We start from the raw sequence: 25,185 nt of genomic DNA, 5'->3' as shown, positions 1-25,185 counted from the left end.
CCCGCAAATAATCACCCCGTTTTTTTCAGAAAGAATGCCCCAGCAATCCCAGAACACCCAGAACGATCAGGTAACCTGCCACGATGTAGTTGAGCAGCTTTGGAAATACCAGTATGGCAATGCCGGCGCCCAGGCTGATCAGGGGAGCGAGTTCAAGATGAAGTGTCATAAGGCTGGTCTCCTGTGATGATTATTTTCTGACGAATGCCAGGAATCCACCCGCAACAACGGCTGCAGCGCCACCAATCAGGTACCACATGGTTTCATCCGTAAAGCGGCCGGTGAGCGTTTCGGTTATCTGGTCCCCGACGGATTGTGTGGATTGATAACCGAAGAAGAGCAGGGCAACGCCTACGACGAGCAGAACGAGTCCAAGGAGTTTCGTGCTTCCCATTCCAATTTCCTTATAGTGTGCTTGTGGAACCATAATCCAGGACCCACTGCAGCCCTGAACATGAAAGTGTAGCAGGTGAGTGGGGCAAGCAATCTTACCGGAGCGTAACTGTTGGTGAATACGATGAACAATGATGAAATGAACCAGATCCTCGAACTGAACGGTGAGGAACGATATGACTACTTCCTGAGCCTGGTTGGTGAAGAGCGGGAGATCTGGATTCTGGTGAATGCGGACAACCGTTTCCTGAAAATTGAATCCGGAGACGGCGATATCGCCCACTTGCCGGTCTGGCCCCGCGCGGCCTTTGCTGCCGAATACGCAAAGGGCTCTGATGACCTCTCGCCGAAGAGCATTTCACTGCCCGATTTTTTCAGAAAATGGGTCCCCGGCCTGACTAAAGATGGTCTGGAGGTGGGCGTGTTTCCGGGCCGGGATGACACCCTCTGGATTACCGACCCCGAGGAGTTAAAACGCGACCTTCAGGATGAGTTGGCGAGCTTCTGAAACCGTCGCAGGAACAGCGGCTTCTGCAGGGTGGCTAGTTCCGGCAGAAGCTGGCAAAGTTCTCCACCTTGAAAGACAACTTCAGCAAGAGGAAATTCCGGTGACGGACCTTGTAAATTACCAGTTGGAAGATGGTGTTGCCACAATCACAATCAGTAACGGCAAGGCGAACGCGCTGAGTCATGAAGTGTTTGAGGCGCTTGGCCTGGCCTTTGATCGGGCTGAAGAAGACAAGGCAGTGGTCATCCTGACCGGACAGCCCGGGATTCTTTCCGGAGGCTACGACCTGAAGGAAATGCAGAAGGGGCCGAAGGAAGCGTCTGCCCTGGTCACGGTGGGGTCAAGGTTTACCCGCCGTCTGGCGGCTTTTCCGCTGCCGGTGATCGCTGCCTGCAGTGGCCACGCCATTGCCAAGGGCGCGTTTGTTCTGCTCTCGGTGGATTACCGCATTGGTATCGAGGGCGACTTCAAGCTGGGTCTGAACGAGGTGGCCATCGGCATGACCATGCACCATGCCGGTATCGAGATCGCGCGGCACCGCCTGTCGCCGGCGCATTTCTATCGCTCTGTGGTCAACGCCGAAATCTTCAGCCCGGAAGGTGCTGTCCAGGCAGGCTTCCTGGATGAAGTGGTTGCACCTGATCGGCTTATGAAGCGGGCGAATGAGCTGGCCCAGCAATTCCGGAAGCTGAACATGAAGGCCCATGAGCAAACCAAGCGTAAAGCCAAGGCCGGGTATCTCGAACTTCTGGATGATTGCATCCTGAAGGACGCCGAGAATCTTGGCCTTACGGGGTAACAACTCAGCGCCTGATCACGCGTCTATTTCTCACTTTTATTGCGGAACCAGAAGCAATGCCAAAAGCAGGTGAAATCAAGAAGAACTCGGCAGTTGAGTACGAGGGCGGCGTTTACTTCGTCAAGGACATCGAGCGGTCGGTGCCGCAGGGGCGGGCGGGTGGCAGTCTTTATCGCATGCGTCTTTACGACGTGGTGACCGGCTACAAGATCGATCAGACGTTCAGGGACTCCGACATGCTGAACCTGGCGGATCTGGTCCGCAGGCCAGCAGTGTTTTCCTATTCTGACGGTGACGAATATGTCTTCATGGATACCGAGGACTACACGCAGTACAGTCTGACTGCCGAAGCCATTGCCGACGAGCTGTTGTTCGTCAACGAGGATACCCAGGGCCTGATGGTGGTTCTGGTAAGCGATGCACCGGTGGCTCTGGATCTGCCCCCTACCGTGGACCTTCAGGTGGAGGAAACGGATCCTTCCGTGAAGGGCGGCTCTGCGACGGCCAGGACCAAGCCGGCCAGACTCACAACGGGTCTGGTTGTCCAGGTCCCCGAGCACATTTCCACCGGCGATCGAATCAGGGTCAATGTGGAAGAGCGACGCTTTCTGGGGCGAGCCTGAGAAGGATTCACCCGGGACTGGCCAATCCGGAAACGGTGACTCATTTGTGGTCCTGAACAAACTGCCGGTGTCGTCGCAGTGCGCTGTCGATGCCGGCGGCCCGGAACCGCACGGTCTGCCCCGGCATGCATTGGGCCAGGCGGCTGGCGGCCAATGGCGTCAGGTTGCCCAGGCGGGGATAGCCGCCAATGGTCTGACGGTCATTGAGCAGTGCGATCGGCTGTCCGTCTGGCGGCACCTGTACCGCACCCAGAGAAATTCCTTCCGACACCAGTGAGCCAATGGTGCATTGCAGTCTGGGGCCGCTCAGCCGGACTCCCATGCGATCGGCGCGCTGGTCTACTTGCCATTCGGCATTGAAGGCATCAAACAGGCTCCTGCCGGTGAATGCCGCTATCTGGGCGCCGGGCAGCAGATCCAGGACGGCTGTCTGACGGTAATCCGGCTGTTCCGATTCCGGTGCAGCCTGTTCGGCTGGCAGATGTTCGGCCCGGTTCACGGTCAGTGTGTCACCTTCGCGCAGGCTGTTTCCCTGGCCATCAAATCCTCCGAGCTGTTCACGCACCACGCAGGCGGCGCTGCCCAGCACGGTGTCGCCACGGAACCCGCCCGCAACAGCCAGGTAAGCGCGCAAGCCGTTGACCGGTGAACCAAAGGTCAGTGTATCGCCGATGGTGATGGCCAGCGTGCGCCACCGCGGCGCCGCTTGCCCGTTGTATTTGATACCCAGGTCGGCGCCGGTCAGCGCGATGGTGAGATCCCGTTCGGCTATCAGTTCCAGACCGCCAACTGTGATCTCCAGCACCCCGCTGCCCCAGGCGTTGCCCGCCAGGCGGTTGGCCCAGGCCCAGGCGTGCAGGTCGGCCGGCCCGCCCTGGGTCACGCCAAGGTGCCGGACGCCGAAGCGTCCTGCGTCCTGTAACAAGGCAAGAGGGCCAGCGCGGGATACGCGGAAGCCGCTCAGATTGCGCTCACTCATTGGCCCGACTCCCGGTTAGCGGGTGTGATGTCGCCGCCCTGCGCCTCGAATGCAGCCTGATCCACGGGCACGAAGCTAACCCGATCGCCCACCCGAAGCAGACTGAAACCCTCGCGATTGCGATCAAACAGGCGCGCCGTGGTGCGACCGATCAGGTTCCAGCCCCCGGGCGTGACCACCGGGTAGGCGGCAGTCTGCCGCCCGGCGATAGCTACGCTGCCAGCAGGCACTTTCTGGCGGGGAGTGTCCAGGCGCGGGCAGGTGAGTGCTTCGTCGAGCAATCCCATAAAGGCGAACCCGGGCGCAAAACCAAGGGCGAACACGCGATAGTGCCGGCTGCTATGGGCTTCAATTACTGATTCGATTGACAGGCCAGAAAGGTCAGCGACTCGCTGCAGGTCGGGGCCTGTTCGCTGATCGTACCAGGTTGGCAATTCGTGCAATTTGCCGTCGGCCCCGGTTTGCCCTGGTGTAAGCCGGGCCAGTATATCGATCAGTTGCTGCCTGGCCTCACAGGGTGTCATGCGAAACGGATCAAAGACCACCAGGAGTGTGGTGTAGGAAGGCACGAGGTCTATCAATACGTCCCCGAAGGTTGCCTCGCAATCATCGGCAAGTGCGGTCAGCCACAGCAGGTTGCTTTCTTCAATACGGTCGAACAACCTCACCATCCAGCCGTCAAGGCCGGCGCGTTCCAGGCAGGGCACAGGGGTTGTTTTCATGCTGGCCGGTGAAGTCTGTTGAGCATTTGCCGGATGGCACGAACCGACGCTACAGACTCTTCGTTGTCCCCGTGTACGCACAGAGTGTCTACAGTCAGGATCAGATCAGTACCGTCGCTGGCGGTCAGTGGATGCCCGCTCGCAATCCGCCGTGCCTGTTCAATGATAACGTCAGGATCGTGATGCACTGCGCCGAGCTCTGTCCGGGAAACCAGCCGGCCGTCACCGTCGTAGGCCCGGTCGGCAAAAGCTTCGAACCATAGTGTGATGTCATGCTCAAGCGCAAGTTCCCGTATGGCAGAGGTATCACGGGTTGCCAGAGTCATCAGCGGTATCTCCGGGTCATATGCCTGCATCGCCCGGGCAACGGCGCTGAATATCTCAGGCCTGTGGGCCATGTCGTTGTAGAGTGCGCCATGAGGCTTTACGTAGCGGATCCCGATGCCTTCGGCGCGACATATGGCTGCCAGGGCCCCTATCTGATAGAGCACCAGGTTTTCGATTTCCGTCGGTGAACAGGCCAGCGAACGGCGGCCGAAACCGATGAGGTCCGGGTAGGCCGGGTGAGCTCCAATCCCCACGGAATGTTCTGCTGCCATGCGCACCGTGCGTCGCATGACGTCCGGATCGGAGGCATGAAAACCGCAGGCGATGTTGGCCAGATCCACGTGGGGCATAACCTGGTGATCCAGCCCCATTACCCAGGGGCCAAAGCTTTCCCCCATGTCGGCGTTCAGCAGTATAGGTTTCATGGTGTCTTCTCCGCTTATGCAAAAAACCCTGCGCGATGGCTCAGAAAATGTTTGAGCGTTCATACTGTTTGGGCCACTCGACGTTTTCGGCTTTCAGAGCCGCTGCGGCACGAAGCGGCCAGGCCGGATCCGACAGCAGCGCCCGCCCCAGAATCACCAGGTCGGCCTGACCGTTGGCGATAACCGACTCGGCAAGGTCCGGGCTGTGAATAAGGCCAACGGCGCCGGTGGCAATATCAGCCCGTGCCCGCACCGCCTGAGCCAGAGGTACCTGGTAGCCTGGGTGAATGGGAATTTTCTGTCGCGGGTCGTTGCCTCCGGAAGAACAGTCTATCAGGTCCACGTCGCCCTGGAATCGTAACAGGGTAGCCAGATGCACAGTGTCATCGAGGGTCCAGCCGCCGTCGACCCAGTCGGTGCAGGACAGGCGCAGGAAGAGGGGCAGATCGTCTGGCCATTCCTCACGAACCACCGAGATCGACTCCTGCAGGAAGCGAATTCGATTTTCAAACGAGCCACCGTACGCATCGGTACGCTGATTGCTCAGAGGTGACAGAAACTGATGAATGAGATAGCCATGGGCACCGTGCAGTTCCAGTGCTTTGAAACCGGCTTCCCGGGCGCGACGGGTGGCGGACTTCAGGGATTGGAGTGATTCGCCGATCTGGTTATTTGTCATTGCCTCCGGGACCTGCCATCGGTTGGCATAGGGCAGCGCCGACGCAGAAATCAGGTCCTCCCATCCGCCGGCCTCTGCCGATAGCGGCTGAGAACCTTCCCAGGGGCGACCCACGGAGGCTTTGCGACCGGCGTGGCCAAGCTGAATACCCGGTACGGCTCCGTGATCTGAAACGAAACGGGCGATGCGGGCGATGCGGTCGCGTTGCTCATCGTTCCACAGGCCGAGGCAATATGGCGTGATTCGGCCCCGTGGTTCGGTGTGTATTGCTTCGGTGAAAACCCAGCCAGCGCCACCGGCTGCCCGCGCGCCCAGATGAACAAAATGCCAGTCGTTGGAAAGCCCGTCCTGGCCGGAATACTGGCACATGGGGGACAGCATGATGCGGTTGCGCGCCTCCACTGACCGGAAACGGATGGGGCGGAACATATGGGGATTCGGGTCACGCCGGAGGATGCGGCGGGCGTTCTCCCCACCTGAGCGGGAATCAGCAATCTCTTCGTCGGAAACCGTGTTTCTGTCAGTCATGGATGTGATTTCTCTTTATTGTTGATTGAGGAATCCAGCAGGTGCCCGTAAGCCCGCCGGACCCTCCACTGGCTGGCCATGAAAAGGGTTGCACTGACGGTAAGTGATGCCAGCAGGGCGAATACAAATGTCATCATCGCTGGCACATGGCCCACCAGCATCGCGGTGACCACGGCAAAGGCGACAAGGCTGAGCATGCCCTGTTGCGCGGCGCCCACCGTAGCTCGGGCCACGTCGGCACCGTAACGGTCATGGAGCGCCCAGCCGATGGTGAACAGGCCTACGGGAAAACCGACCAGGATCCCTGACAGCATGGGGCCGGAGCGGGCTGCCAGGGTGGTGGCGACAGCCACGAGTACACCACCGAGCAGCCCTCTCAGGACCACATCAAACCAGCCAGAAACTGCGACCACTCTGGACTTCTTCAGTGCGAGCGCACGTTTGATGGCTTCTGCTGATAACAGCACCACACCATAGATCACGACCGCAACCACAACGCCGCCGGGAATGAATGAGCAAAGATACGCCGCCGGAATCCAGGCCAGCGTTGCCAGGCCGAGGCTTGCCAGAGCACCGAGCTTTTTGGCAGTCAGTACGAAGATAATGCTGAACAGCAGGGTGGCGATCAGCGCATGGAGAGTGGCCAGTGCAGCTTCCTGGATGAATTCCGTTGGCCACTCCTGCAGCATGAAGAAGTAACCGGGGCCAAGAATGATCGGCGTTCCGGCAAGAATGCCGCCCAGTCTTGGCCCCAGTTTGCCCACTGACACCGAAACACCGATCACTACGATGGCAGTGGCAATGAGCTTGGTCAGCAGAATGGTCAGCATGGCAGTTACAACACGCGCTCAATGGCCTGAGCCAACCGTAACAGGGCGTCATCCGCGCCGTTGCGGCCAGTCAGCATCAGCCCGACTGGCAGGTCGCCAGGCCTGTGATCAGGAAGGGTGATGGAGCACAGGTCCAGCATATTCGCCACAGTGGGATTACGCAGGATCAGCAGATTAAGGCGTGCGTAATCCTCGTCCGCAGCCAGTTCCTCGATGCGGGGAGGGACCACCGGCACGGTCGGGGCGAGCAGGCCATCGTAATCCTGTAACCACTCGTCCGCGTCCAGCTTGAGTTGCTGGCGCCGGCGACAGAGCTCCAGATAATCGGCGGCGGTGATGGCAGCACCACGCTCAATCCGGCTGCGCACGCGGGGGTCGTAAAGGTCGCCATGGTCTACCAGTGATTGTCGGTGCACGAAATAGCTTTCCGCGGCAGTGAACCCGCCCCCCTCCATGAGTTGGGGAATTGCGGCAAGCACCGGTGCAGGTGCTTCAACAACGTTGGCGCCTTCATCACGCAGAATATCCAGGCTGCGGCTAAACGCCCGGGCAACGGTGTCATCCAGGCCGTCCAGCATGTAATCGGTCGGCACGACAAAGCGCCGGCCTTTCAGGGAAACCGGCCTGAGCGGCTGGTATCGGCGCCCTGACAGAACCGCATCCAGGCGGGCACAGCAATCCACAGTGCGGGCGATCGGGCCGATGGAATCCAGGCTGTCGGATAGCGGATAGGTGCCATCACGGGGAACACGGGACTGGGACGGCTTGAAGCCCACCAGGCCACAGAACGCCGCCGGAATCCGCACGGAACCGCCGGTATCGGTGCCGATGGCTCCGGCTGCCATTCCACGGGCCACCGCCACGGCAGAGCCGGAAGACGAGCCACCGGGAATACGACCCGGTGCCAGAGGGTTGTCTGGTGTGCCGAAGTGAGGGTTCAATCCCACGCCGGAATACGCAAACTCGGTCATATTGGTGTGACCAATAATCACCGCGCCTTCACGCCGCAACCGGGAAACAATAACAGCATCGGATTGTGCCGGCGCTTGCCAGCCCCGGGATCCCGCATGTGTGACTTCGCCGGCCACATCAAACAGTGCTTTGAGGGCAATGGGCAACCCGGCAAGTTGTCCTGCGGGCACCACTGCATGGCGAAGGCGGTCAGTGGCGTCGGCCTCGGCGCGCGCGGCTTTATCAAAGCGCCTGGTGTAGACCTGGGCTTTGGCATCGTCGTAGGCGTCGATCTGGGCCAGGCAACTGTCCAGTAGCTCTGTGGCCCGCTTTCGGCCGCTGGTCATGTCGTCGAGCAGTTGGGCGAGGGGTTTTTCGCTGTTCATGCGACCACCGGCAGGGTGTGGATTTTGTACCGGTGCTGAAGTTCGCGGCCAGAGACCGGATCTTTAAGCACCATGCGAAAAGCCTGTGCCGGGCGTAGCTCACTGATCACCGGAAGCGTGCCGCACAGCATGGCCTGGCCCGGGAGCAGTTCCGTCCTGTCCAGCCCGAACCGGCGAAGCAGTTCTGTCGGATGCAACAGGCCTGTAATAGGACCTTCCTGATAAAGCACCTCCTCACCGTCGATGGTGGCATAGGATGCCATCTGCAGCTCATCCCAGTGGCCGATCACGCTGTCGAGCCGCCACACCTGAGAGCTGACGGGTTTGGCGCAGACCTGTTTGGAATGGGCCACGGACCAGGCTTCGGCTTCGCGGTCGGTGTGATCGGAGCCGATACCTACCAGGGTGCCCTGATCGGTGCCGATCAGGACCACTTCCACCTCGCCACTGGAAGCTTCCCCCAGCACCTGAATGTCCGGATCCGTAGTGAACTGATCAGCCGCGACGCGATAGAACAGCGGGGTACTGGACGGCGGTGTTACGCCAATCTCCTTCAGCTCTTCGATGTGCTCGTCGATGGCAGACTGCACCCGTCCTGCCCAGCCGGCGATGATGAGCTGGCGGACATCGACGTGAATGGTTTCCTGGCTGTCTGCAAGTTGGAAGTCTGTCATTGAGTCACTCCGATAATTGGGTTCATGGTTGATCACTTCATCAGCTCGGGGAGGAACGTGGCTAGCTGCGGAAACAGCACCAGCACAACCGCCATCAGGAACATGATACCAACGTAAGGCATGGCGCCCTTCATCACGTCACTGAACGGCCCGCCTTTCCGGACACCCTGCACCACGTAGAGGTTGAGGCCCACCGGAGGCGTAATCAGGGCCATTTCAATCAGCAGAATGATCAGAATGCCAAGCCACACGGAATCAAAGCCCAGACCGATAAGGATCGGGGCGACAATGGGAATGGTGATGACCATCAAAGACAGGGTTTCGATGAAAAATCCGAGAACGATATAAAGCAGGATGGCCAGCATCAGCGTGGAATACGGGCCAAGGCCGGCGTTTTCCAGGAAAGCGGTCAGCTCGCGGGTCACCCCGGCTGAGGCCAGCACAAAGTTCAGGAAGTAGGAGGCAATGATGATCAGCATGATCATGCCGGTGGTCTTCATGGTGCCGTCCAGCGCTTCGGTAATAACGCCGACCGACAGCTTTCCCATGAATGCCGCAATTATCAGCGCGCCCAGCACACCCAGGGACGCCGCTTCGGTCGGTGTTGCCACGCCTGCATAGATGGACCCGACCACAATACCGAACAGCGTCAGTACCGGTACCAGATGCTTGAGGCCGGAAAACCGTTCACCCCAGCTGTGTGACACGCTGGGTCCTCCCAGGCCCGGCTTCCAGATGCAGATCAGCGCGGTACCAACAATGAACATGAGGGCAAGCATAAGGCCCGGTAGCAGACCCGCTGCAAACAGTTGCGGAATCGAGGTTTCGGTCAGGAATCCATAAACAATCAGGTTGATTGATGGAGGAATCATTATGCCAAGTGTGCCACCGGCGGCAATCGAGCCTGTGAACAGCTTGGGGTCATACCCCATCTCTTTACCTTGCGGCAGCGCTACGGTGCCAATCGTGGCCGCCGTGGCGACACTGGAACCGGAGGTGGCCGAGAACAGCGTGGCGGTACCAATGTTGGCGTGCAGCAGACCGCCGGGCAGCCATGACATCCAGCTTTCCAGGGACCGGTAGGTGCCGCGTGCAACGCCCGTGCGCACCAGAATCTCCCCCAGCAGGATAAACAGGGGAATGGCAATCAGCAGGTACTTGTCAGAAGCGGACCAGAGCACATCCCCCATCGCATTGATCAGCGGGAAGGGGGAGAACAGCTCTGCGAGCAGCAGGGCCAGCGCAATCAGCGTAGCCGCAACAGGAACGCTCATGAGCAGCAGAACCATCAGAATCAGCAGCGCGGTAATAATCATGAACGTGCTTCCAGGTTTTCTTCTTCAATCTGTTCGTCCAGCGTCGGACTGCCCGCCAGTTTCTGCACCCCTTCGGTGTCGCCGCCGAGCAGGCCGAAAAAGGCCCTCAGGGAAACCATGCACACCGCAAACCCGAACCAGACCAATCCCACAAACCACAGCGTCTGTGGTATCCACAAGGGTGTGCCCAGCGGCGTGTTGGCGGTGGAGCCGCCAGTGTAAGAGTCGCTGACAACACTGAAAACCGCATCGACCACCAGTATGGCGAACATTGCCAATGCCAGCAGAGCGAACAGATCCAGCATGCCCCGGACTTTCATTGGAAAGGTCAGATACAGGGCATCAATACGGATATGTGCCTTGCACATCAGAGTGTAGGCGAAGGACCAGCTGGCGCTGATGGCCATGATGTAGCCGGTCAGCTCGGTGGCGTGGACCGCAGAACGACCCATAAACACCCGTGAGGCCACTTCGATGGTGACCAGGGCAACGGTCAGGAGGATCATCACGCCGCCTGCCCGGGCAAACCAGAGCGATACGACTCTGACGCCAGCCAGCACCCGGTCGAGAAACGAGTTCACCTGTTGCAACATTGTGTTCTCCAGACTGACCGGGGCGGTGTGATCCCCGGTCTCCGTTGTGGGTGAGAAGCCTGTTACTTGGCCGCGCTCAGTCCGGTTACTTCACCAACCGTTTCGTTCCAGCGGTCAACCCATTTCTGGTCCACTCGATCTGCCCAGTTAGGCAGCAGGGTTTCTTCCAGATGGCGGGCTGCCTCGGTGAAATCATTGTCAGTGGCTTCTACCAGAACCATGTCGCCGGCCTCACCACGGGAGCATTCACCATTGCCGGTCAGGCAGGCGATGCCTTCTTTGGTTTCCTCGACAGCAGAGGCCCAGACCGGGTCTTCATAGTTTTCCTTGATTTCAGCGGTCAGCCATTCCTGGGTTTCCTCAGAAAGCGAGTTCCATTTTTTGCCATTCATGGCAGTAACCACGTGGTCCCAGCCACCGACCGGCAGCGGGTACAGATGGGTGGACACTTCGTGCCAGCCAGAGCTGTAACCGGACAGGGAACCAGTCACGGCGCAGTCGATAACGCCGCGCTGTAGTGCTCCGGGTACTTCGCTGAAGTTAAGGGTGATGCCCTCAGCGCCCAGGGCCTGGAGGAATTCGGCGGTGGTACGACCGCTGGCGCGGACCTTCATGCCCTTGAGATCACTAAGCCCGTCAATTTCGGCGTTACAGAACACCATTTGTGAGGGATAGGGCACTACGGCTAGCAGTTGGGCTCCTCCAAAACGCTCTTTGAACGCCTCCGCCAGAACCGGGCGATAGGCTTCTGCCACTTTGCGGGCTGTCTTTACGTCGGGAGCGATCATGGGCATGTCCAGCCCTTCTAGCTCCGGGGCATCTTCAACCGCATAGTCCGCTACCGTAGATGCAACCTCGATAACATCACGGTCCATCAACCGGAAGACTTCGCCGCCGCCAAGACCCATCTGGTCAAAGGTGGTGACTTCGGTGGTGATCTGGCCATCGGAGGCTTCGGGGATGTGCTTCTCCCAGAACGGGCGTTCGAAGTTCTGGTACAGGGACAGGCTACTCCAGCTACCTACATAGTTGATACTGGTCTTGTCGATGTCCTGTGCCAAAGCCTGAGAGCCGGCAAAGGTGAGCCCCAGCAGTGTGGCTGAAATGACGTTTCTTCTTGTATTCATGGTGTTTTCCTCATGGTTTTCGTCGGGGTGGTTCTGGTCAGAACAGGGCCAGGCTGTTGTCAGGAATATCCGTGACCAGCATGTGCCCCGGGCTGTGGGTGATGGCGAATTCGACGCCGGAATCGATCAGGACCTGTTGCGGTGTGACGCCGCAGGCCCAGAAAACCGGAATTTCATTCTCACCCACGGAAACAGGGTCGCCGTAATCCGGCGCGCCCAGATCGGAAATGCCGATCAGCGACGGGTTGCCGAGATGCACGGGGGAACCGTGAACCTGCGGATAGCGGGTGGTGATCTGGATGGCGCGGATCGCGTCCGGTGCCAGGAACGGTCGCATCGAGACAACCAGGTTGCCGCCAAAACCGCCACCGGATGTCAGTGGTACCGAGGTATTGTACATGGGCACGTTTCGGGCTTCGTCTATGTGCCGTACCCGCAGTCCGGAACTGATCAGGGCGTGCTCGAACGTAAAAGAGCAGCCAAGAGCGAAGGTCACCAGGTCATCCCGCCAGTCTTCAGCCACGTCGGTTCGCGTGTCGCTCACCTGGCCATGGCGGTAGATGCGGTAGGCGGGCACGTCGCGGGCAATGTCCAGTTCCCTGCCCAGAAGGATGCAGTCACGGGCACCTGGTTCACTGACGGCAAGAAGAGGGCAGGGCTTGGGGTTGGCCTGGCAGAAGCGCAGGAAACCTGCTGCCTGGGCTTCGGGCAGGATCACCAGATTGACCTGAACGTAACCGCTGGCAAGCCCGGACGTCGGCCCGGTAAGGTTGCCTTCCCTTGCGGCAGTTCGAACGGCCAGCGGTGTTGAGTGTGCGTCAAGCTGAGCGATACCTGTCATGTTTCTGCCCGATAGATGAGTTTCTTACATTTAAGGCAGAAGCAATGATTAATACAAATCGAAATTTAAGATCAGTTTTGATAGAAAAAATGGATCACCCTTGGTTTTCAGGGTCTTGCCGGGGCTGGTTAATCGCTGCCACCCGTTCTTTTGCGGTTATCAGTGCAAGTTCGGCAATGGCATGCACAACACTGCCGCTCGGTGCGGCGCGGTAGGCTGCGCAGAATGCCAGATCCGGAACTCTGGCATCCACGTTGAACTGCCGCAGAACCCCGGCGTCCAGTTCCCGTTGAAGAATCTCCCGCGGAAGGGCGCTCACCCCAAGGCCATCCACTGTCATGCGGATAATGGTCGAGAGCGAAGAGCAGGAGTGAACGCGTGTGGAATGGTTCATGGGATCCACCAGGGAGCGGATCGCAATGTAGGGTTCACTTTGCCTTGGGTAGGTGACGATTGGCCATGTCGCGAGCTCGGCCAGGGACATCGGCTGGTCAGGAATATTGAGTTGGGGACTTGCAACCCAGATCAGCGAATAGCGACACAGATCACGGTTGATGACCCCCGGCTGGTTGACCCCTCCCATGAGAAAGGCGATATCGATCTCGTGGTTCTTGAGCTTCTCCGCCAGGTTGACGGAAATGTCCACGTCCAGTTCAAGGTTGATGGCGGGATAGGCCTCGCTTACACGTTCCAGCAGCTGAGGGAGCCATGTGTGGGCAATGGTTTCCGAGACAGCGAGGCGAACAGTGCCCTGGATGGATGACGGCTTGGCGACAGCCTGCAGCATCTCCCCGTGCAGACTCAGCATTTTCTCGGCAAAGACAAGAAATTCCCGGCCTTTGGCGGTCAGGGTGATTTTCTTGCCGGAACGATCAAACAGCTTTACACCAAGCTGGTCTTCCAGGCCGGCGATACGGGCTGAAATCGAGGGTTGTGAAGCGTAGACCCTGTTGGCGGCAGCGCGGAAACTGCCCAGCCTGGCAATCCAGACAAAGGTCTCGAGAGTTCGGATGTTCATTAAATTCCCGCATCCTTGACATTCTCCATCACCACAAACGTGCTGGTCTGCAACACGTGGGGCAGCGCGGATATCTGTTCTCCCAGCACCTGCCGGTAGTCGGCCATGTTCCGTGTGCGCACTTTCAGCAGGTAATCGAAGTTGCCTGCGATCATGTGGCATTGCTCTACCGCGGAAATCTGTTTCACGGCACTGTTGAATGCGGCCAGTGCACCGCTGCTGGTATCGCTCAGGGTTACCTGGGCAAAGGCGATGTGACTCTGCCCCAGTTTGGTCTGGTTGACCAGAGCGGTATAACCAGTGATATAGCCATGTTCTTCAAGACGTCTCATGCGGACCTGGCAGGGCGTTTTCGACAGTCCCACCCGTGAGGCGAGCTCGGTAACTGTGATTCGCGCCTGCCTCTGCAGTTCCCGGATGATTGAGTGATCGATTCTGTCCAGTTCGACCATAACTTGTTTTCCTGGCTTGATTTACGGCTGTTTGAGGTCACGAATATAATCAAAATACCTGCATTTTAAAACGATATGGGCAAAGAGCCTTCGGGGAGTTGTCTATACTGGGGTTGTCCAGTCATGGATGTGCCATTTGACAGCCCCGGAGATTGCTGATGTCCCAGCCCGATTCCCGACAAAAACAAACCCTGCTGGAACAACTCTCAGAGACCCTTGAGGGGGAAGATTACGACCCTGATGATTCACGAAATCTGCGGGAAATTGTTGCCACCATGATGGCGGAGTCCCGGTCGTGGGACGACGCTCTGACGCAGCGGCTGGTTGAGGTTCTGGGAGAGGGGCCCGGAAAAGACTTTGCCGGCATGTTCAGCGGCGGCTTTCCCGCAAGCTACCGATCAAAATTCTCCGTTGCGGATGCTGTTGAAGATATTCAGCAGATTCAGTCCATTGCCCTGACTTCCGACGTGCCGATGCGCTTCTACCAGCCCGCTGAGCAGGGAGCACAGGAATTGAGTTTCAAACTCTACAGCCAGGGTAAATCGGTGATCCTGTCGGATGTGATTCCGATTCTGGAAAACCTTGGCATGCGAGTGCTGGGGGAGCATCCCTACCGTATCCAGCGACGGGACGGGGAGCGGTTCGGGATCAGCGATTTTACTGTGCAGTTCCATTCCCGTTGCCGCGGGGCTGATGTTGAAAAGGCCAAGCCCCTGCTGCAGGAAGGATTTCGCGAAATCTGGAATGGCTTTGCGGAGAACGATGACTTCAACCAGTTGATGATGGCGGCGAGCCTGGGCTGGCGCGAAGTCAGTGTGTTGCGGGCCTATTCCCGTTACATCAAGCAGCTGCGTTTCGGATTCAGCCAGCCATTTATTGCCGACACCCTGGCCCGGCACCTGGAGATTACCTCGCTGCTGTTCGCCCTTTTCAATGCCAGATTCAATCCGGATGCTACCATCGCTGAGCTGCGGGATTCCGAGGCTGAGCGCGTTGAGAGCGGCATTCTTGAAGCTCTGGATGCCGTCAAAAGCCTCGACGATGACCGGATTCTCCGGCGCTTTTATGTGCTTATCAAGGCGACCCTGAGAACCAATTATTTCCAGCATCAGGATACCGGCGAGTTCAAGGGTTACCTTTCACTCAAGCTTGATCCCTCTTGCATTCCCGATATCCCCAAACCCTGTCCGCATTTCGAGGTGTTTGTGTGTTCACCCCGTGTCGAAGGTGTTCACCTGAGGGCGGGGCCGGTGGCCCGGGGTGGATTGCGCTGGTCGGACCGTAGCGAGGATTATCGCACGGAAGTTCTGGGCCTGGTGAAGGCCCAGCAGGTAAAGAATTCGGTGATCGTGCCTGTTGGTGCCAAGGGCGGGTTTGTCATCAAGCATCCACCGGAAGACGGCTCCCGGGAGGCCTTGAGGGAGGAAGGCATTGCCTGTTACCAGACGTTTATCCGCGGTTTGCTTGATCTGACCGACAACCTGAACGAGGGTGTGGTTGTACCGCCAGCGGAAGTGGTTCGTCATGATGGCGACGACACCTACCTTGTAGTTGCTGCTGACAAGGGCACTGCAACCTTCTCTGATATCGCCAACCGGCTGGCCCATGAATATGGTTTCTGGCTGGGAGATGCGTTTGCCTCCGGCGGCAGTGAAGGTTACGACCACAAGAAGATGGGGATTACAGCGCGGGGAGCCTGGGAGTCGGTCAAACGCCATTTCCTGGAGAAGGGCATCGACACCCAGACCGATGAATTCACTGTCGTTGGTATCGGGGACATGGCGGGCGATGTGTTCGGCAACGGCATGCTGTTGTCGGACCGGATTCGCCTGATCGGCGCGTTCAACCACCTTCATATTTTCGTTGATCCGGAACCGGATGCGGCATCTTCGTTCGCAGAACGGAAGCGTCTGTTCGGGTTGCCGGGCTCAAGCTGGGCGGACTATGACGAGCAGCTGATCAGCGCGGGTGGTGGTGTCTTTTCCCGTGCCGCAAAGTGGATTCCGGTTTCGCCGCAAATGCAGGCCTGCCTGGGTATCAAAGCTGAGCGCCTGCCGCCCAACGAGTTGATCAGGGCGCTGCTGACGGCGCCGGTGGACATGCTCTGGAATGGCGGTATTGGTACCTACGTGAAGGCAGCTTGCGAATCCCACGAAGACGTTGGCGACAAATCCAACGACGCGGTGAGAGTTGACAGTCATCAGTTACGGTGCCGGGTACTCGGCGAGGGCGGCAATCTGGGCTTTACCCAGCTTGCTCGTATTGCCTTTGCCCGCACTGGCGGGGCGGCTAACACGGACTTTATTGATAACGCCGGCGGCGTGGATTGCTCGGACCATGAGGTGAACATCAAGATCCTGCTCAATGAGCAGGTACGTCGTGGGCAGATGACGCTTGCTGAGCGTAACCAGATGCTCAGGGCGATGACGCGCGAAGTGGCGGAGCTGGTGCTGCGTAACAACTATCGCCAGGCGATGGCGTTAAGCCTTGCCGAAAGCGGTCTGGTTGCTGCCATGGATGAATACGAACGTCTGATGAAGCGGCTGGAAGCAGAAGGCAGGCTTGATCGGGCTCTGGAGTTTCTGCCTGACGATGAGGAGCTCATGGAACGGCGGGAGCGCTCCTCCGGCCTCACGCGTCCGGAGCTTTCGGTGCTGATTTCCTACGCCAAGATCGAACTCAAACAGGCGTTGCTGACCACGCCTATTGTCCACGACGACCGTTTTGCCCAGGCACTTTATTCGGCGTTTCCGGCCTCGCTGCTGGAGCATTTTCCCGAGGCGATTGATACCCATCCGTTACGTGCGGAGATCTCGGCCACACAGATTGCCAACGACATGGTGAACCGTATGGGTATCAGCTGGACGGATAAACTCCGTGACGCCACGGGCGCCGACTACGGCCGGATTGCTGCAGCTTACCTGATCTCTCTCCAGATCCATGACGTAGAGACCCGGTGGCGGGCGACAGAAGGTCTCGATGGAAAGATCAGCCCTGACATACAGGCGGAACTGTTCAGCGACGTGATACGCCTGGTCACTCGCAGCACCAGCTGGCTGTTGCACAACTGTCGGGGCGGTCTGGACCCGCGCTCCTGTGTTGCACACTATCAGCGGCCGCTGGCCGAAGTCCTGGCCTCGACAGAGACGCTGGAATCGGTGATTCCTGCAAGTCGGTGGAAGGAACGCTATGATAGGTATTGTAAGCAGACGGTTCCGGAGGGGCTGGCCGCTTACGCGGCATCCGCGGAAAGCCGGTACTGGCTGATGGATATTATCGAGATTGGCCGTCAGCTGGAGCGGGACCTGGAGGCGGTGGCATGGGTTTACTTCAGCCTGGGGGAAGGCCTTAAGCTGACCTGGCTGGACCAGCAGATGCTTGCCTTCAGGGCCCGTGGCCACTGGCAGGTGCTGGCCACGCTCCATTACCGCGATGAACTGGATCATCAGTTGCGGAATCTCACCTCGAGTGTGTTTTCCGTGGCTCCCGCGAAAAATGGCGACCGGGTATCGCCGGAGCAACTGCTTGAGATCTGGCGCGACGAAAAGCAGGCGCCTCTGACACGCTGGCACCGGATGCTGGATGACATGCAGGCGGCGAATGACGTGGATTGCGCAGTCTTCTCCGTGGCTCACAGTATGCTGCGGGAGCTGGCCGCCAAGGCGGAGTAATCGATTGACTGAGTTATTTCGTCTAAAAATTAGGCCAGGGACAGGAATAGTATAAATTCTGGTTCATTAAAAAAGCCTGAAAGGCGCGCCTGTCTGGTTTTTACAGTCAAATAGTCTTTGTGGTTCCCGGTAGAATGCGGGGAAGACAAACAATTGAGAGGGTTCAATATGAGACCGCAGCAATCAGTGACGCCAGAGCTCGTCGATAGCAGGCAGGCCATTCGTGATTATTATCTGGCCGATGAATACACCGTCATCAGTGAAATGATTGCTGGCGCTCAGTTGACCCAGGAAGAACGTAAGGCGATCTCCGCCCGCGCAGCGGAGCTGGTGCGCAGTGTCCGCAAAAACGCCAGGTCCACCATTATGGAAAAGTTTCTGGCGGAGTACGGGCTGACGACCAAAGAGGGCGTGGCGCTTATGTGCCTGGCCGAAGCGCTGTTGCGGGTGCCGGACAGCACGACCATTAATGATCTTATTGAAGACAAGATCACGTCGGGATGCTGGGGTGACCACAGGGGAAAGGCCTCTTCCTCGCTGATAAACACGGCGACCATCGCCCTGCTGATGACCAGCAACCTGCTCAGGGATTCCGAGCGCAAAAGCGTGGGTGAAACCCTCCGTAAGCTCCTGAAACGCATGGGTGAACCGGTGATTCGTACGGTTGCTGGCCAGGCCATGAAAGAGATGGGGCGGCAATTCGTGCTCGGGCGCGACATCAAGGAAGCCCAGAAAGCGGGTGAAGACTACATGAAGAAGGGCTACACCTACTCCTACGACATGCTGGGGGAGGCTGCTCGCACGGATCATGATGCCCAGCGTTATTACAATTCCTACTCTGATGCCATCGACAGTATCGCCAGGCATTGCAGTGGTGACGTTCGCAAGAATCCGGGCATTTCGGTCAAGCTCTCTGCGTTGCTTGCAAGATATGAGTATGGCAATAAAGAACGGGTTATGAAGGAGCTCGTGCCCAGGGCCAAGCGGCTGGTCAACAAAGCTGCCGCCGCCAATATGGGCTTCAATATTGACGCCGAAGAGCAGGACCGGCTGGACCTCTCACTGGATGTCATCGAGACGCTTCTGAGTGACCCTGCGCTGGCAGGCTGGAATGGCTTTGGCGTGGTCGTGCAGGCTTACGGCAAGCGAGCGTCGTTCCTGCTGGACTGGCTGTATGCCATGGCCGAAAAATACGATCGTCGTATCATGGTACGGCTGGTCAAAGGTGCGTACTGGGATGCTGAAATCAAGCGTGCCCAGGTAATGGGCCTGGACGGATTCCCGGTGTTCACGCGCAAGGCCTGCAGTGATGTGTCGTTCCTGTCCTGTTCCACCAAGCTGCTGAATATGACCGACCGCATTTACCCGCAGTTCGCAACCCACAATGCCCATTCCGTGTCGGCAATTCTTGAGCTGGCCAGGGTTCGTGGCGAAGCCAATTACGAGTTTCAGCGCCTGCACGGCATGGGTGAATCCCTGCACAGCCAGGTCATGAAAGAGAGCGGCGTACCCTGCCGGATTTATGCGCCGGTAGGGCCTCATCGGGAATTGCTGGCGTATCTGGTGCGTCGACTGCTGGAGAACGGTGCCAACAGTTCCTTCGTAAACCAGATTGTGGACGAAAGCATTACACCTGAAACGATCGCGAAAGATCCGATCGATTCGGTCAGGGAAATGGGTGAAGACATTTCCAGCAAGGCGATTGTGCATCCGTCCAGGATCTTCGGTGAGAATCGCCGCAACTCCAAAGGCTGGGATCTCACTGATCCGGTAACGATCGAAGCCATCGAAAAGGGCCGTGGTGCCTATAAAGAACACCACTGGAAGGGCGGGCCGCTGATCGCAGGTGATGTATCGGGTACCGAAGTACAGGTAGTTCGCAACCCGGCCAACCCCGACGATCTGGTGGGCCATGTTACCCAGGCCAACGAAGCCGATATCGACACGGCCATTTCTGCCGCCCAGGAAGGTTTCAAATCCTGGTCTGCCACCTCCGCGGAAGAACGTGCCGCCTGCCTGCGTAAGGTGGCGGATCTGTATGAAGAGAACACCTACGAGCTGTTTGCGCTGACCACGCGGGAAGCCGGTAAATCGCTTTCGGACGCAGTGGCTGAAATTCGCGAAGCAGTGGATTTTGCCAACTTTTATGCCAACGAAGGTGTTCGCTACGAAGATAGCGGTGAAGCCCGGGGGCCGGTTGTGTGTATCTCGCCCTGGAACTTCCCGCTGGCGATCTTTACCGGCCAGATTCTGGCAAACCTGGTGGCCGGCAACGTGGTTCTGGCCAAGCCGGCCGAGCAGAGTTCGCTGCTGGCGGTCCGGGCAGTCGAGCTGATGCATGAGGCCGGTATTCCCAGGGACGCGATCCAGCTGCTGCCGGGTACAGGTGCCACCGTGGGTGGGGGGCTGACCTCGGACTCCCGCGTCGCCGGCGTCTGCTTTACCGGTTCTACCAACACCGCCAAGATGATCGACAAGGCCATGGCAGAAAATATGGAACCGGATGCCGTCATGGTGGCAGAGACCGGCGGCCTGAACGCCATGATCGTGGATTCTACCGCGCTTCCGGAGCAGGTGGTTCGGGACGTGCTGGCATCGTCATTCCAGAGTGCAGGCCAGCGCTGCTCCGCGTTGCGGATGTTGTATATCCAGAACGATATCGCAGACAGCCTGCTGGAAATGCTGTACGGCGCCATGGAAGAGCTGGGCATTGGTGATCCGTGGCTGTTGTCTACTGACGTAGGCCCGGTCATTGATGATCCCTCTGCCAGGAAAATCATCGATCACTGCAAGAAGTTCGAGAACAGGGACCAGCTTCTCAAGAAACTGTCAGTGCCCCACAAGGGCAACTTTGTGTCTCCGGCAGTGCTCAGGGTGAATGGCATTGAGGATCTGGAAGAAGAAATCTTCGGCCCGGTGCTCCATGTGGCGACCTTTGATGCGAAAGACATCGATAAAGTGGTGGATGATATCAATGCGAAGGGCTACGGCCTGACCTTTGGCGTTCACAGCCGCGTAGACCGCCGGGTTGACCGCATAGCCAGTCGCATCAAGGTTGGTAACACCTACGTCAACCGCAACCAGATCGGTGCGATCGTGGGTTCCCAGCCGTTCGGTGGCGAAGGCCTGTCCGGCACCGGTCCGAAAGCCGGTGGCCCCCAGTACGTGCGCCGATTCATGAAAGGGGAGACGGTCCAGCGCCCGACGGAGTCCATTGACGGGAAAGTGGATGCCAGGAAGCTGGAGAGCCTGATCGGCAAGCTTGACGGGATGGACTCCCCGAAGCCAAAAGCGCGAATCGAGACCATGAAGCAGTTGTTTGACTCGGTTCCGGAGCCACTTGATGCCCACGCCGAGGAAATGCCCGGGCCAACCGGTGAAAGCAACATTCTGAGCAACCATGCCCGTGGCACCGTGCTGTGTCTTGGCCCGGATAAGGAAACAGCCATCGAACAGATGACGATGGCCCTGGCTCAGGGCAACAAAGCGGTGGTCATTGCGCCGGGTGTCAGCCACACAGTGGATCGCGCCGCCAGGGCTGGCCTGCCGGTAGTCGGTGTGGAAGGCCGCCTGGAGCCTGAGGCGGTTGAAACGGTTAATGGCTTCGATGCTGTCGTCAGCTGTGCAAAGCCGTCACTGCTGAAGCCGTATCGTCGGGCTCTGATGAAGCGTGACGGCGCGCTGCTGCCACTGATCACCGAGCACAAGCTGGATCAGCGCTACGTAATTGAGCGTCACCTGTGTGTGGATACCACTGCAGCGGGCGGTAACGCCAGCCTGATCGCGGCCTCCGAGTAAGGGTTGGTCCGCGGGATACCCCCCAGGGAAGGGGGGGCTGCTGACGACTGCCGGGGATTTCTCAGGCAGCCTCGGCAATTTCCCGGAATGCTTTTGTCAGTGTTTCCGGCTCCTGCGCACCGGAAACCAGATATTTCCGGTTGATGATGAAGGCGGGCACCGCTGACACCCCGGCTTGCTGGTATTGAGCCTCATCCTGCCTCACCGCATCCGCGTACCGGTCGGATGCCAGCACCTCCCGCGCTTGCTGGCCATCCAGGCCAATGGCCTCAACGCAATGAATCAGCACGTCCGGATCTGAAATGTTCTCGGCGCGGCCAAAATAGGCCTCGAAGAAAGCCATCTTCATCTCGGTCTGTTTACCCTGTTCCCCCGCCCACTTCACCAGCCTGTGAGCATCGAAAGTATTGCGGGTATACCGTTGCTGAAGCTTCTCGAAATTCAGCCCCAGCTCTGTGGCGATCTCAATCATCTGCGCCTGGTTGGCCCTCATCTCGTCTTCACTGCGACCGTATTTGCGACTCAGGGCCGGCAGGATAGGTTCACCGTCGCCGGAAGGGTCCGGGTTCAGCTCAAAGGCATGCCATTCCACAGCAAAGTCCATCTCGTCCTTCAGGGCTTCCATCGCCTTTTCCAGGCGGGCGTAACCAATGGCGCACCACGGGCAGGCAATGTCAGAAACGATATCGATTTGCACGGTTGTCATGGGAACTCCCGGTTGAATTTTCAGGCAGTCAGGTTACCAGAAAGTTTTGCGGCACGTCGCCTTCATGACTCCCGGGGCCCCGGCTCTGAAGGTAGCCGTTTGCCCGACCAGTTTTCCACCAGTCGGCAGGTGACCAGGTCTCCGGTAACGTTGATCGCCGTACGACACATATCCAGAATCCGATCCACGCCCATGATCAGTGCAATACCGCCGGGCGGAATACCCACTGTCTGCAATACCATTGCCAGAATGACGATGCCCACGCCCGGCGTTGCCGGCGAGCCAATGGAGGCCCCTACCGCCATGGCCACGACTAACGCCATACTGCCCATGCTGAGATCGATGCCATAGACCTGGGCCAGGAAGACCGTCGCCACCGCCTGGTACAGCGCCGTGCCGTTCATGTTGATGGTGGCGCCCAGCGGAATGACGAATTGCGAAACCGAAGGCCGCACCCCGAGCTTGTCTTCAGCAGTGCGAATGGACAGTGGCATCACTGCCGCAGAGCTTGAAGTTGAAAACGCCAGTAGCAGAACGTCACGGCTGTCCTTGATGAACCGGATCGGGGGTTGGCCGGCCAGTATCTTGAGGATCAGCATATACACCCCGAGCAAGAGCAGTAGCCCCACCAGTACTGTCGCTACGTAGGATGCCATTCCCACCATGGCCTGGAAGCCGATAGTGGTGGTGAGCTGTGCCATCAGACCGAACACCGCGTATGGCGCCAGCCGCATGGCCCAACGCACTACCGTCATGCAGACCTGCTGCAGGGAGTCCAGCAGGTCCAGCAGGGGCCGGGATTTCTCCGGGGCCATGCTTACCAGAGCGATGCCGACTATGATGGAGAAAATCACCACCTGTAGCATCTGGCCCTCGACCATGGCGTCCAGTGGATTGCCGGGAAGCAGGCCAATCAGCGTTTTGGGAAGTTCGTCCACACTGGGCATGGTCGCTGTGGTGGTCGTGCCTTCCCCGGCTGCGACAGTGTTTGCCAGGCTGGTCATCATGCCGCCGGGGTTCATCAGATTGCCAACCCAGAGTCCGATGGACGCGGCGATGGCGGTGGTGACTACGAAGAAACCGGTCACCCGCAGCCCCATCTTGCGGAGTTGCTCCAGGTCTTCGCTGGCGGCAAGGCCACGCACCACAGAGGCAATAACCAGCGGGATCACGATCATCTGGATGGTGGCGAGGAAGAGCTGCCCCGGAAATGCCAGCCAGTTACCGATGAGGGTGCCTGTCGCTGGCTCGACAAGGCCAATAGAGGGGCCCAGCAAGGTGCCGGTGACAAGCCCCAGGAACATGCCAATGAGCACTTTCAGCCACAGCCGGCCCTCCACCAGCCCGGACAGATAGCCACTCAGATATTTTAGCGGTCGGGGATAATAGTTTGAGCTGTCGTTGTCCGTCATAGAGGGGGCCTGCTCAGAAGGAGCTGATCTCCATTTTTGTCAGCCGGCGGTAGGCGCCGGATGTAAGGCTGTCATCAAGGTGGATGTTACCCATACTCTCACGATGCAGGGTAGTTATTCGATTGCCTACGGCATGAAACATGCGTTTCACCTGGTGATAACGGCCTTCGTAGATAGTAACCCGCGCTGTCTGCGCGCCGAGAAGTTCGAGCCTGGCTGGCGAGGTTCTGAGCTGTTCGAATTCGAACCAGATCCCCTCCGCGAAACGTTCGGCTGTTTCCGGGGTGATCGTGCTGGCGGTGGTGACCCGGTAAACCTTCGGTACCCTGATTTGAGGCTCGGTCAGCCGGCGCGACCAGGTTCCGTCATTGGTGAGAATCAGCAATCCGGTACTGGCGCGGTCGAGCCGGCCGGCTATATGGAGATTTTTGTGCAGGCCGGGGTCGATCAACGCCATTACCGTTTTGTGAACCTTGTCTTCGGTGGCACTGAGGTACCCCGGCGGTTTGTGCAGCATCAGATAATGGGCCGGTTCAGCCGCCTGAAAAACGCGGCCATGGCAGGTCACTGTTGAGAAACGGTCCACTTCACAGGCAGCCTCGCGGCAGACAGCGTCGTCCACCATTACCTTCCCGGCGGCGATTGATGCGTTGGCCTGCTTGCGGCTGACACCGTTATGATTACTGAGAATTCGTGAAAGCTTCATAAGGACAATATTACCGCCTTTCCGGGTTGCGTTATCCGCATTAGTTGTATAATGAACGTTTTCGCTCCCTGATCTGCGAGTTTCTTTGTGTTGTCACTGAACCTGGCCTTGTTGTCCGCCTTTGTCCCGACGTTTTTTGTGGTGTCCATTACTCCGGGCATGTGTATGACCCTCGCGCTGTCTCTGGGCATCACCATTGGCGTGAAGCGGGCGTTGTGGATGATGGCGGGCGAGCTTGTCGGCGTCGCTCTGGTGGCGACGGCTGCGGCAGTGGGTGTGGCAACCTTCATGCTGAAATATCCGACAGCGTTTGCGGTGTTCAAGTACGCCGGCGGTGCCTATCTGGCATGGCTTGGCATCCAGATGTGGCGTTCCCGGGGCAGAATGGCGATGCCGGAAGAGGACTCGGAGCCAGCTGAAAGCTCACGCCTTCAACTGGCGCTTCAGGGATTCGTTACGGCGATTGCCAACCCCAAGGGCTGGGCTTTTTTCATCGCGCTGCTCCCCCCGTTTATCGACAGTAAATTGCCGATGGCGCCGCAACTGACAGTGCTGATTCTGATTATTCTTGGCCTGGAGTTTCTCTGCCTCCAGCTCTATGCCCACGGCGGCAAGACCTTACGCAAAGCCCTCAAACAGGGAGGTGGTGTCCGCACCGTCAACAGAGTGGCTGGCAGCCTGATGCTACTGGTTGGCGCCTGGCTGGCGTTTGGTTAGGAAG

At 58.5% G+C, this 25,185-nt stretch carries 24 protein-coding genes; 6 read left to right on the top strand and 18 right to left on the bottom strand.

Going from position 1 to position 25,185, the window contains the following annotated elements; genetic code table 11:
* Positions 1-25: 25 nt before the first annotated feature.
* Both DIT72_RS00630 and DIT72_RS00625 read right to left on the bottom strand, forming a co-directional pair.
* Complete coding sequence (locus DIT72_RS00630) at positions 26-169, bottom strand: DUF3096 domain-containing protein (protein ID WP_114613847.1); 144 nt, start codon at positions 167-169, stop codon at positions 26-28.
* A 21-nt stretch (positions 170-190) separates the two neighbouring features.
* Positions 191-394 carry a DUF3185 family protein gene (locus DIT72_RS00625; protein ID WP_135953284.1) on the bottom strand — a complete coding sequence of 68 codons (204 nt, stop codon included), beginning with the start codon at positions 392-394 and terminating at the stop codon, positions 191-193.
* Positions 395-517: 123 nt separating this feature from the next.
* On the opposite strand from DIT72_RS00625, the gene DIT72_RS00620 reads away from it, so the two are divergent.
* From DIT72_RS00620 to efpL, 3 genes are all read left to right on the top strand, one after another.
* Positions 518-901, top strand: coding sequence for a DUF2750 domain-containing protein (locus DIT72_RS00620; protein ID WP_135953283.1), 384 nt, complete (start codon positions 518-520; stop codon positions 899-901).
* A gap of 100 nt (positions 902-1,001) precedes the next feature.
* A complete protein-coding gene (locus tag DIT72_RS00615; protein ID WP_168354992.1) occupies positions 1,002-1,700 on the top strand; it encodes a crotonase/enoyl-CoA hydratase family protein in 699 nt (232 codons plus the stop codon).
* Positions 1,701-1,756: 56 nt separating this feature from the next.
* Positions 1,757-2,323 carry an elongation factor P-like protein EfpL gene (gene efpL, locus DIT72_RS00610; protein ID WP_135953281.1) on the top strand — a complete coding sequence of 189 codons (567 nt, stop codon included), beginning with the start codon at positions 1,757-1,759 and terminating at the stop codon, positions 2,321-2,323.
* Between the two features lie 40 nt (positions 2,324-2,363).
* On the opposite strand, the gene DIT72_RS00605 is transcribed toward efpL, so the two are convergent.
* The 13 genes from DIT72_RS00605 to DIT72_RS00545 form a co-directional block, all read right to left on the bottom strand.
* Positions 2,364-3,287, bottom strand: coding sequence for a 5-oxoprolinase subunit C family protein (locus DIT72_RS00605; protein WP_407657961.1), 924 nt, complete (start codon positions 3,285-3,287; stop codon positions 2,364-2,366).
* A gap of 11 nt (positions 3,288-3,298) precedes the next feature.
* Positions 3,299-4,024, bottom strand: a complete 726-nt coding sequence (gene pxpB, locus DIT72_RS00600) for a 5-oxoprolinase subunit PxpB (RefSeq protein ID WP_135953279.1) — start codon at positions 4,022-4,024, stop codon at positions 3,299-3,301.
* Positions 4,021-4,776, bottom strand: coding sequence for a 5-oxoprolinase subunit PxpA (locus tag DIT72_RS00595; protein ID WP_135953278.1), 756 nt, complete (start codon positions 4,774-4,776; stop codon positions 4,021-4,023). Before DIT72_RS00595 ends, pxpB begins: the two co-directional genes overlap by 4 nt.
* A gap of 40 nt (positions 4,777-4,816) precedes the next feature.
* Entirely contained in the window at positions 4,817-5,884 is a 1,068-nt protein-coding gene (locus tag DIT72_RS00590; RefSeq protein ID WP_206081057.1) for an NADH:flavin oxidoreductase/NADH oxidase, read from the bottom strand.
* A 95-nt stretch (positions 5,885-5,979) separates the two neighbouring features.
* Complete coding sequence (locus tag DIT72_RS00585; RefSeq protein WP_135953276.1) at positions 5,980-6,813, bottom strand: hypothetical protein; 834 nt, start codon at positions 6,811-6,813, stop codon at positions 5,980-5,982.
* Between the two features lie 5 nt (positions 6,814-6,818).
* Positions 6,819-8,150, bottom strand: a complete 1,332-nt coding sequence (locus DIT72_RS00580) for an amidase (RefSeq protein ID WP_135953275.1) — start codon at positions 8,148-8,150, stop codon at positions 6,819-6,821.
* Positions 8,147-8,824 carry a DUF2848 domain-containing protein gene (locus tag DIT72_RS00575; RefSeq protein WP_135953274.1) on the bottom strand — a complete coding sequence of 226 codons (678 nt, stop codon included), beginning with the start codon at positions 8,822-8,824 and terminating at the stop codon, positions 8,147-8,149. Before DIT72_RS00575 ends, DIT72_RS00580 begins: the two co-directional genes overlap by 4 nt.
* Before the next feature lie 32 nt (positions 8,825-8,856).
* Complete coding sequence (locus DIT72_RS00570; RefSeq protein WP_135953273.1) at positions 8,857-10,140, bottom strand: TRAP transporter large permease; 1,284 nt, start codon at positions 10,138-10,140, stop codon at positions 8,857-8,859.
* Complete coding sequence (locus tag DIT72_RS00565; RefSeq protein ID WP_135953272.1) at positions 10,137-10,733, bottom strand: TRAP transporter small permease subunit; 597 nt, start codon at positions 10,731-10,733, stop codon at positions 10,137-10,139. Before DIT72_RS00565 ends, DIT72_RS00570 begins: the two co-directional genes overlap by 4 nt.
* 62 nt (positions 10,734-10,795) lie before the next feature.
* Complete coding sequence (locus DIT72_RS00560) at positions 10,796-11,860, bottom strand: TRAP transporter substrate-binding protein (RefSeq protein ID WP_135953271.1); 1,065 nt, start codon at positions 11,858-11,860, stop codon at positions 10,796-10,798.
* A 37-nt stretch (positions 11,861-11,897) separates the two neighbouring features.
* Positions 11,898-12,701 carry a putative hydro-lyase gene (locus tag DIT72_RS00555; RefSeq protein WP_135953270.1) on the bottom strand — a complete coding sequence of 268 codons (804 nt, stop codon included), beginning with the start codon at positions 12,699-12,701 and terminating at the stop codon, positions 11,898-11,900.
* 94 nt (positions 12,702-12,795) lie between these two features.
* Positions 12,796-13,719: a LysR family transcriptional regulator gene (locus DIT72_RS00550; protein WP_135953269.1), complete on the bottom strand. Its 924-nt coding sequence runs from the start codon at positions 13,717-13,719 to the stop codon at positions 12,796-12,798.
* Positions 13,719-14,171, bottom strand: coding sequence for an Lrp/AsnC ligand binding domain-containing protein (locus DIT72_RS00545; RefSeq protein ID WP_135953268.1), 453 nt, complete (start codon positions 14,169-14,171; stop codon positions 13,719-13,721). The genes DIT72_RS00550 and DIT72_RS00545 overlap by 1 nt, the downstream gene beginning before the upstream one ends.
* A 158-nt stretch (positions 14,172-14,329) precedes the next feature.
* On the opposite strand from DIT72_RS00545, the gene DIT72_RS00540 reads away from it, so the two are divergent.
* Both DIT72_RS00540 and putA read left to right on the top strand, forming a co-directional pair.
* Positions 14,330-17,842 carry an NAD-glutamate dehydrogenase gene (locus tag DIT72_RS00540; RefSeq protein WP_135953267.1) on the top strand — a complete coding sequence of 1,171 codons (3,513 nt, stop codon included), beginning with the start codon at positions 14,330-14,332 and terminating at the stop codon, positions 17,840-17,842.
* A gap of 168 nt (positions 17,843-18,010) precedes the next feature.
* Positions 18,011-21,640 (top strand): bifunctional proline dehydrogenase/L-glutamate gamma-semialdehyde dehydrogenase PutA, encoded by a 3,630-nt coding sequence (putA, locus tag DIT72_RS00535; RefSeq protein WP_135953266.1) that lies wholly within the window; start codon positions 18,011-18,013, stop codon positions 21,638-21,640.
* Positions 21,641-21,701: 61 nt separating this feature from the next.
* Here putA and DIT72_RS00530 read toward each other — a convergent pair whose 3' ends face one another.
* The 3 genes from DIT72_RS00530 to DIT72_RS00520 all read right to left on the bottom strand — a co-directional run bounded on the left by DIT72_RS00530 (position 21,702) and on the right by DIT72_RS00520 (position 24,464).
* Complete coding sequence (locus DIT72_RS00530; RefSeq protein WP_135953265.1) at positions 21,702-22,346, bottom strand: DsbA family oxidoreductase; 645 nt, start codon at positions 22,344-22,346, stop codon at positions 21,702-21,704.
* A 62-nt stretch (positions 22,347-22,408) separates the two neighbouring features.
* Positions 22,409-23,758 carry a dicarboxylate/amino acid:cation symporter gene (locus DIT72_RS00525; protein ID WP_135953264.1) on the bottom strand — a complete coding sequence of 450 codons (1,350 nt, stop codon included), beginning with the start codon at positions 23,756-23,758 and terminating at the stop codon, positions 22,409-22,411.
* A 13-nt stretch (positions 23,759-23,771) separates the two neighbouring features.
* Positions 23,772-24,464, bottom strand: coding sequence for a pseudouridine synthase (locus tag DIT72_RS00520; protein WP_135953263.1), 693 nt, complete (start codon positions 24,462-24,464; stop codon positions 23,772-23,774).
* An 87-nt stretch (positions 24,465-24,551) separates the two neighbouring features.
* Between DIT72_RS00520 and DIT72_RS00515 the strand changes: the two genes are divergently transcribed.
* Positions 24,552-25,181, top strand: coding sequence for a LysE family translocator (locus DIT72_RS00515; RefSeq protein WP_135953262.1), 630 nt, complete (start codon positions 24,552-24,554; stop codon positions 25,179-25,181).
* The last annotated feature ends 4 nt before the right edge of the window (positions 25,182-25,185 follow it).

This window comes from Marinobacter orientalis (assembly GCF_004792665.1).
Lineage (GTDB): Bacteria > Pseudomonadota > Gammaproteobacteria > Pseudomonadales > Oleiphilaceae > Marinobacter > Marinobacter orientalis.
The sequence above is the reverse complement of the archived record's forward strand: the minus strand, read 5'-3'. Positions and strand labels throughout refer to the sequence as shown.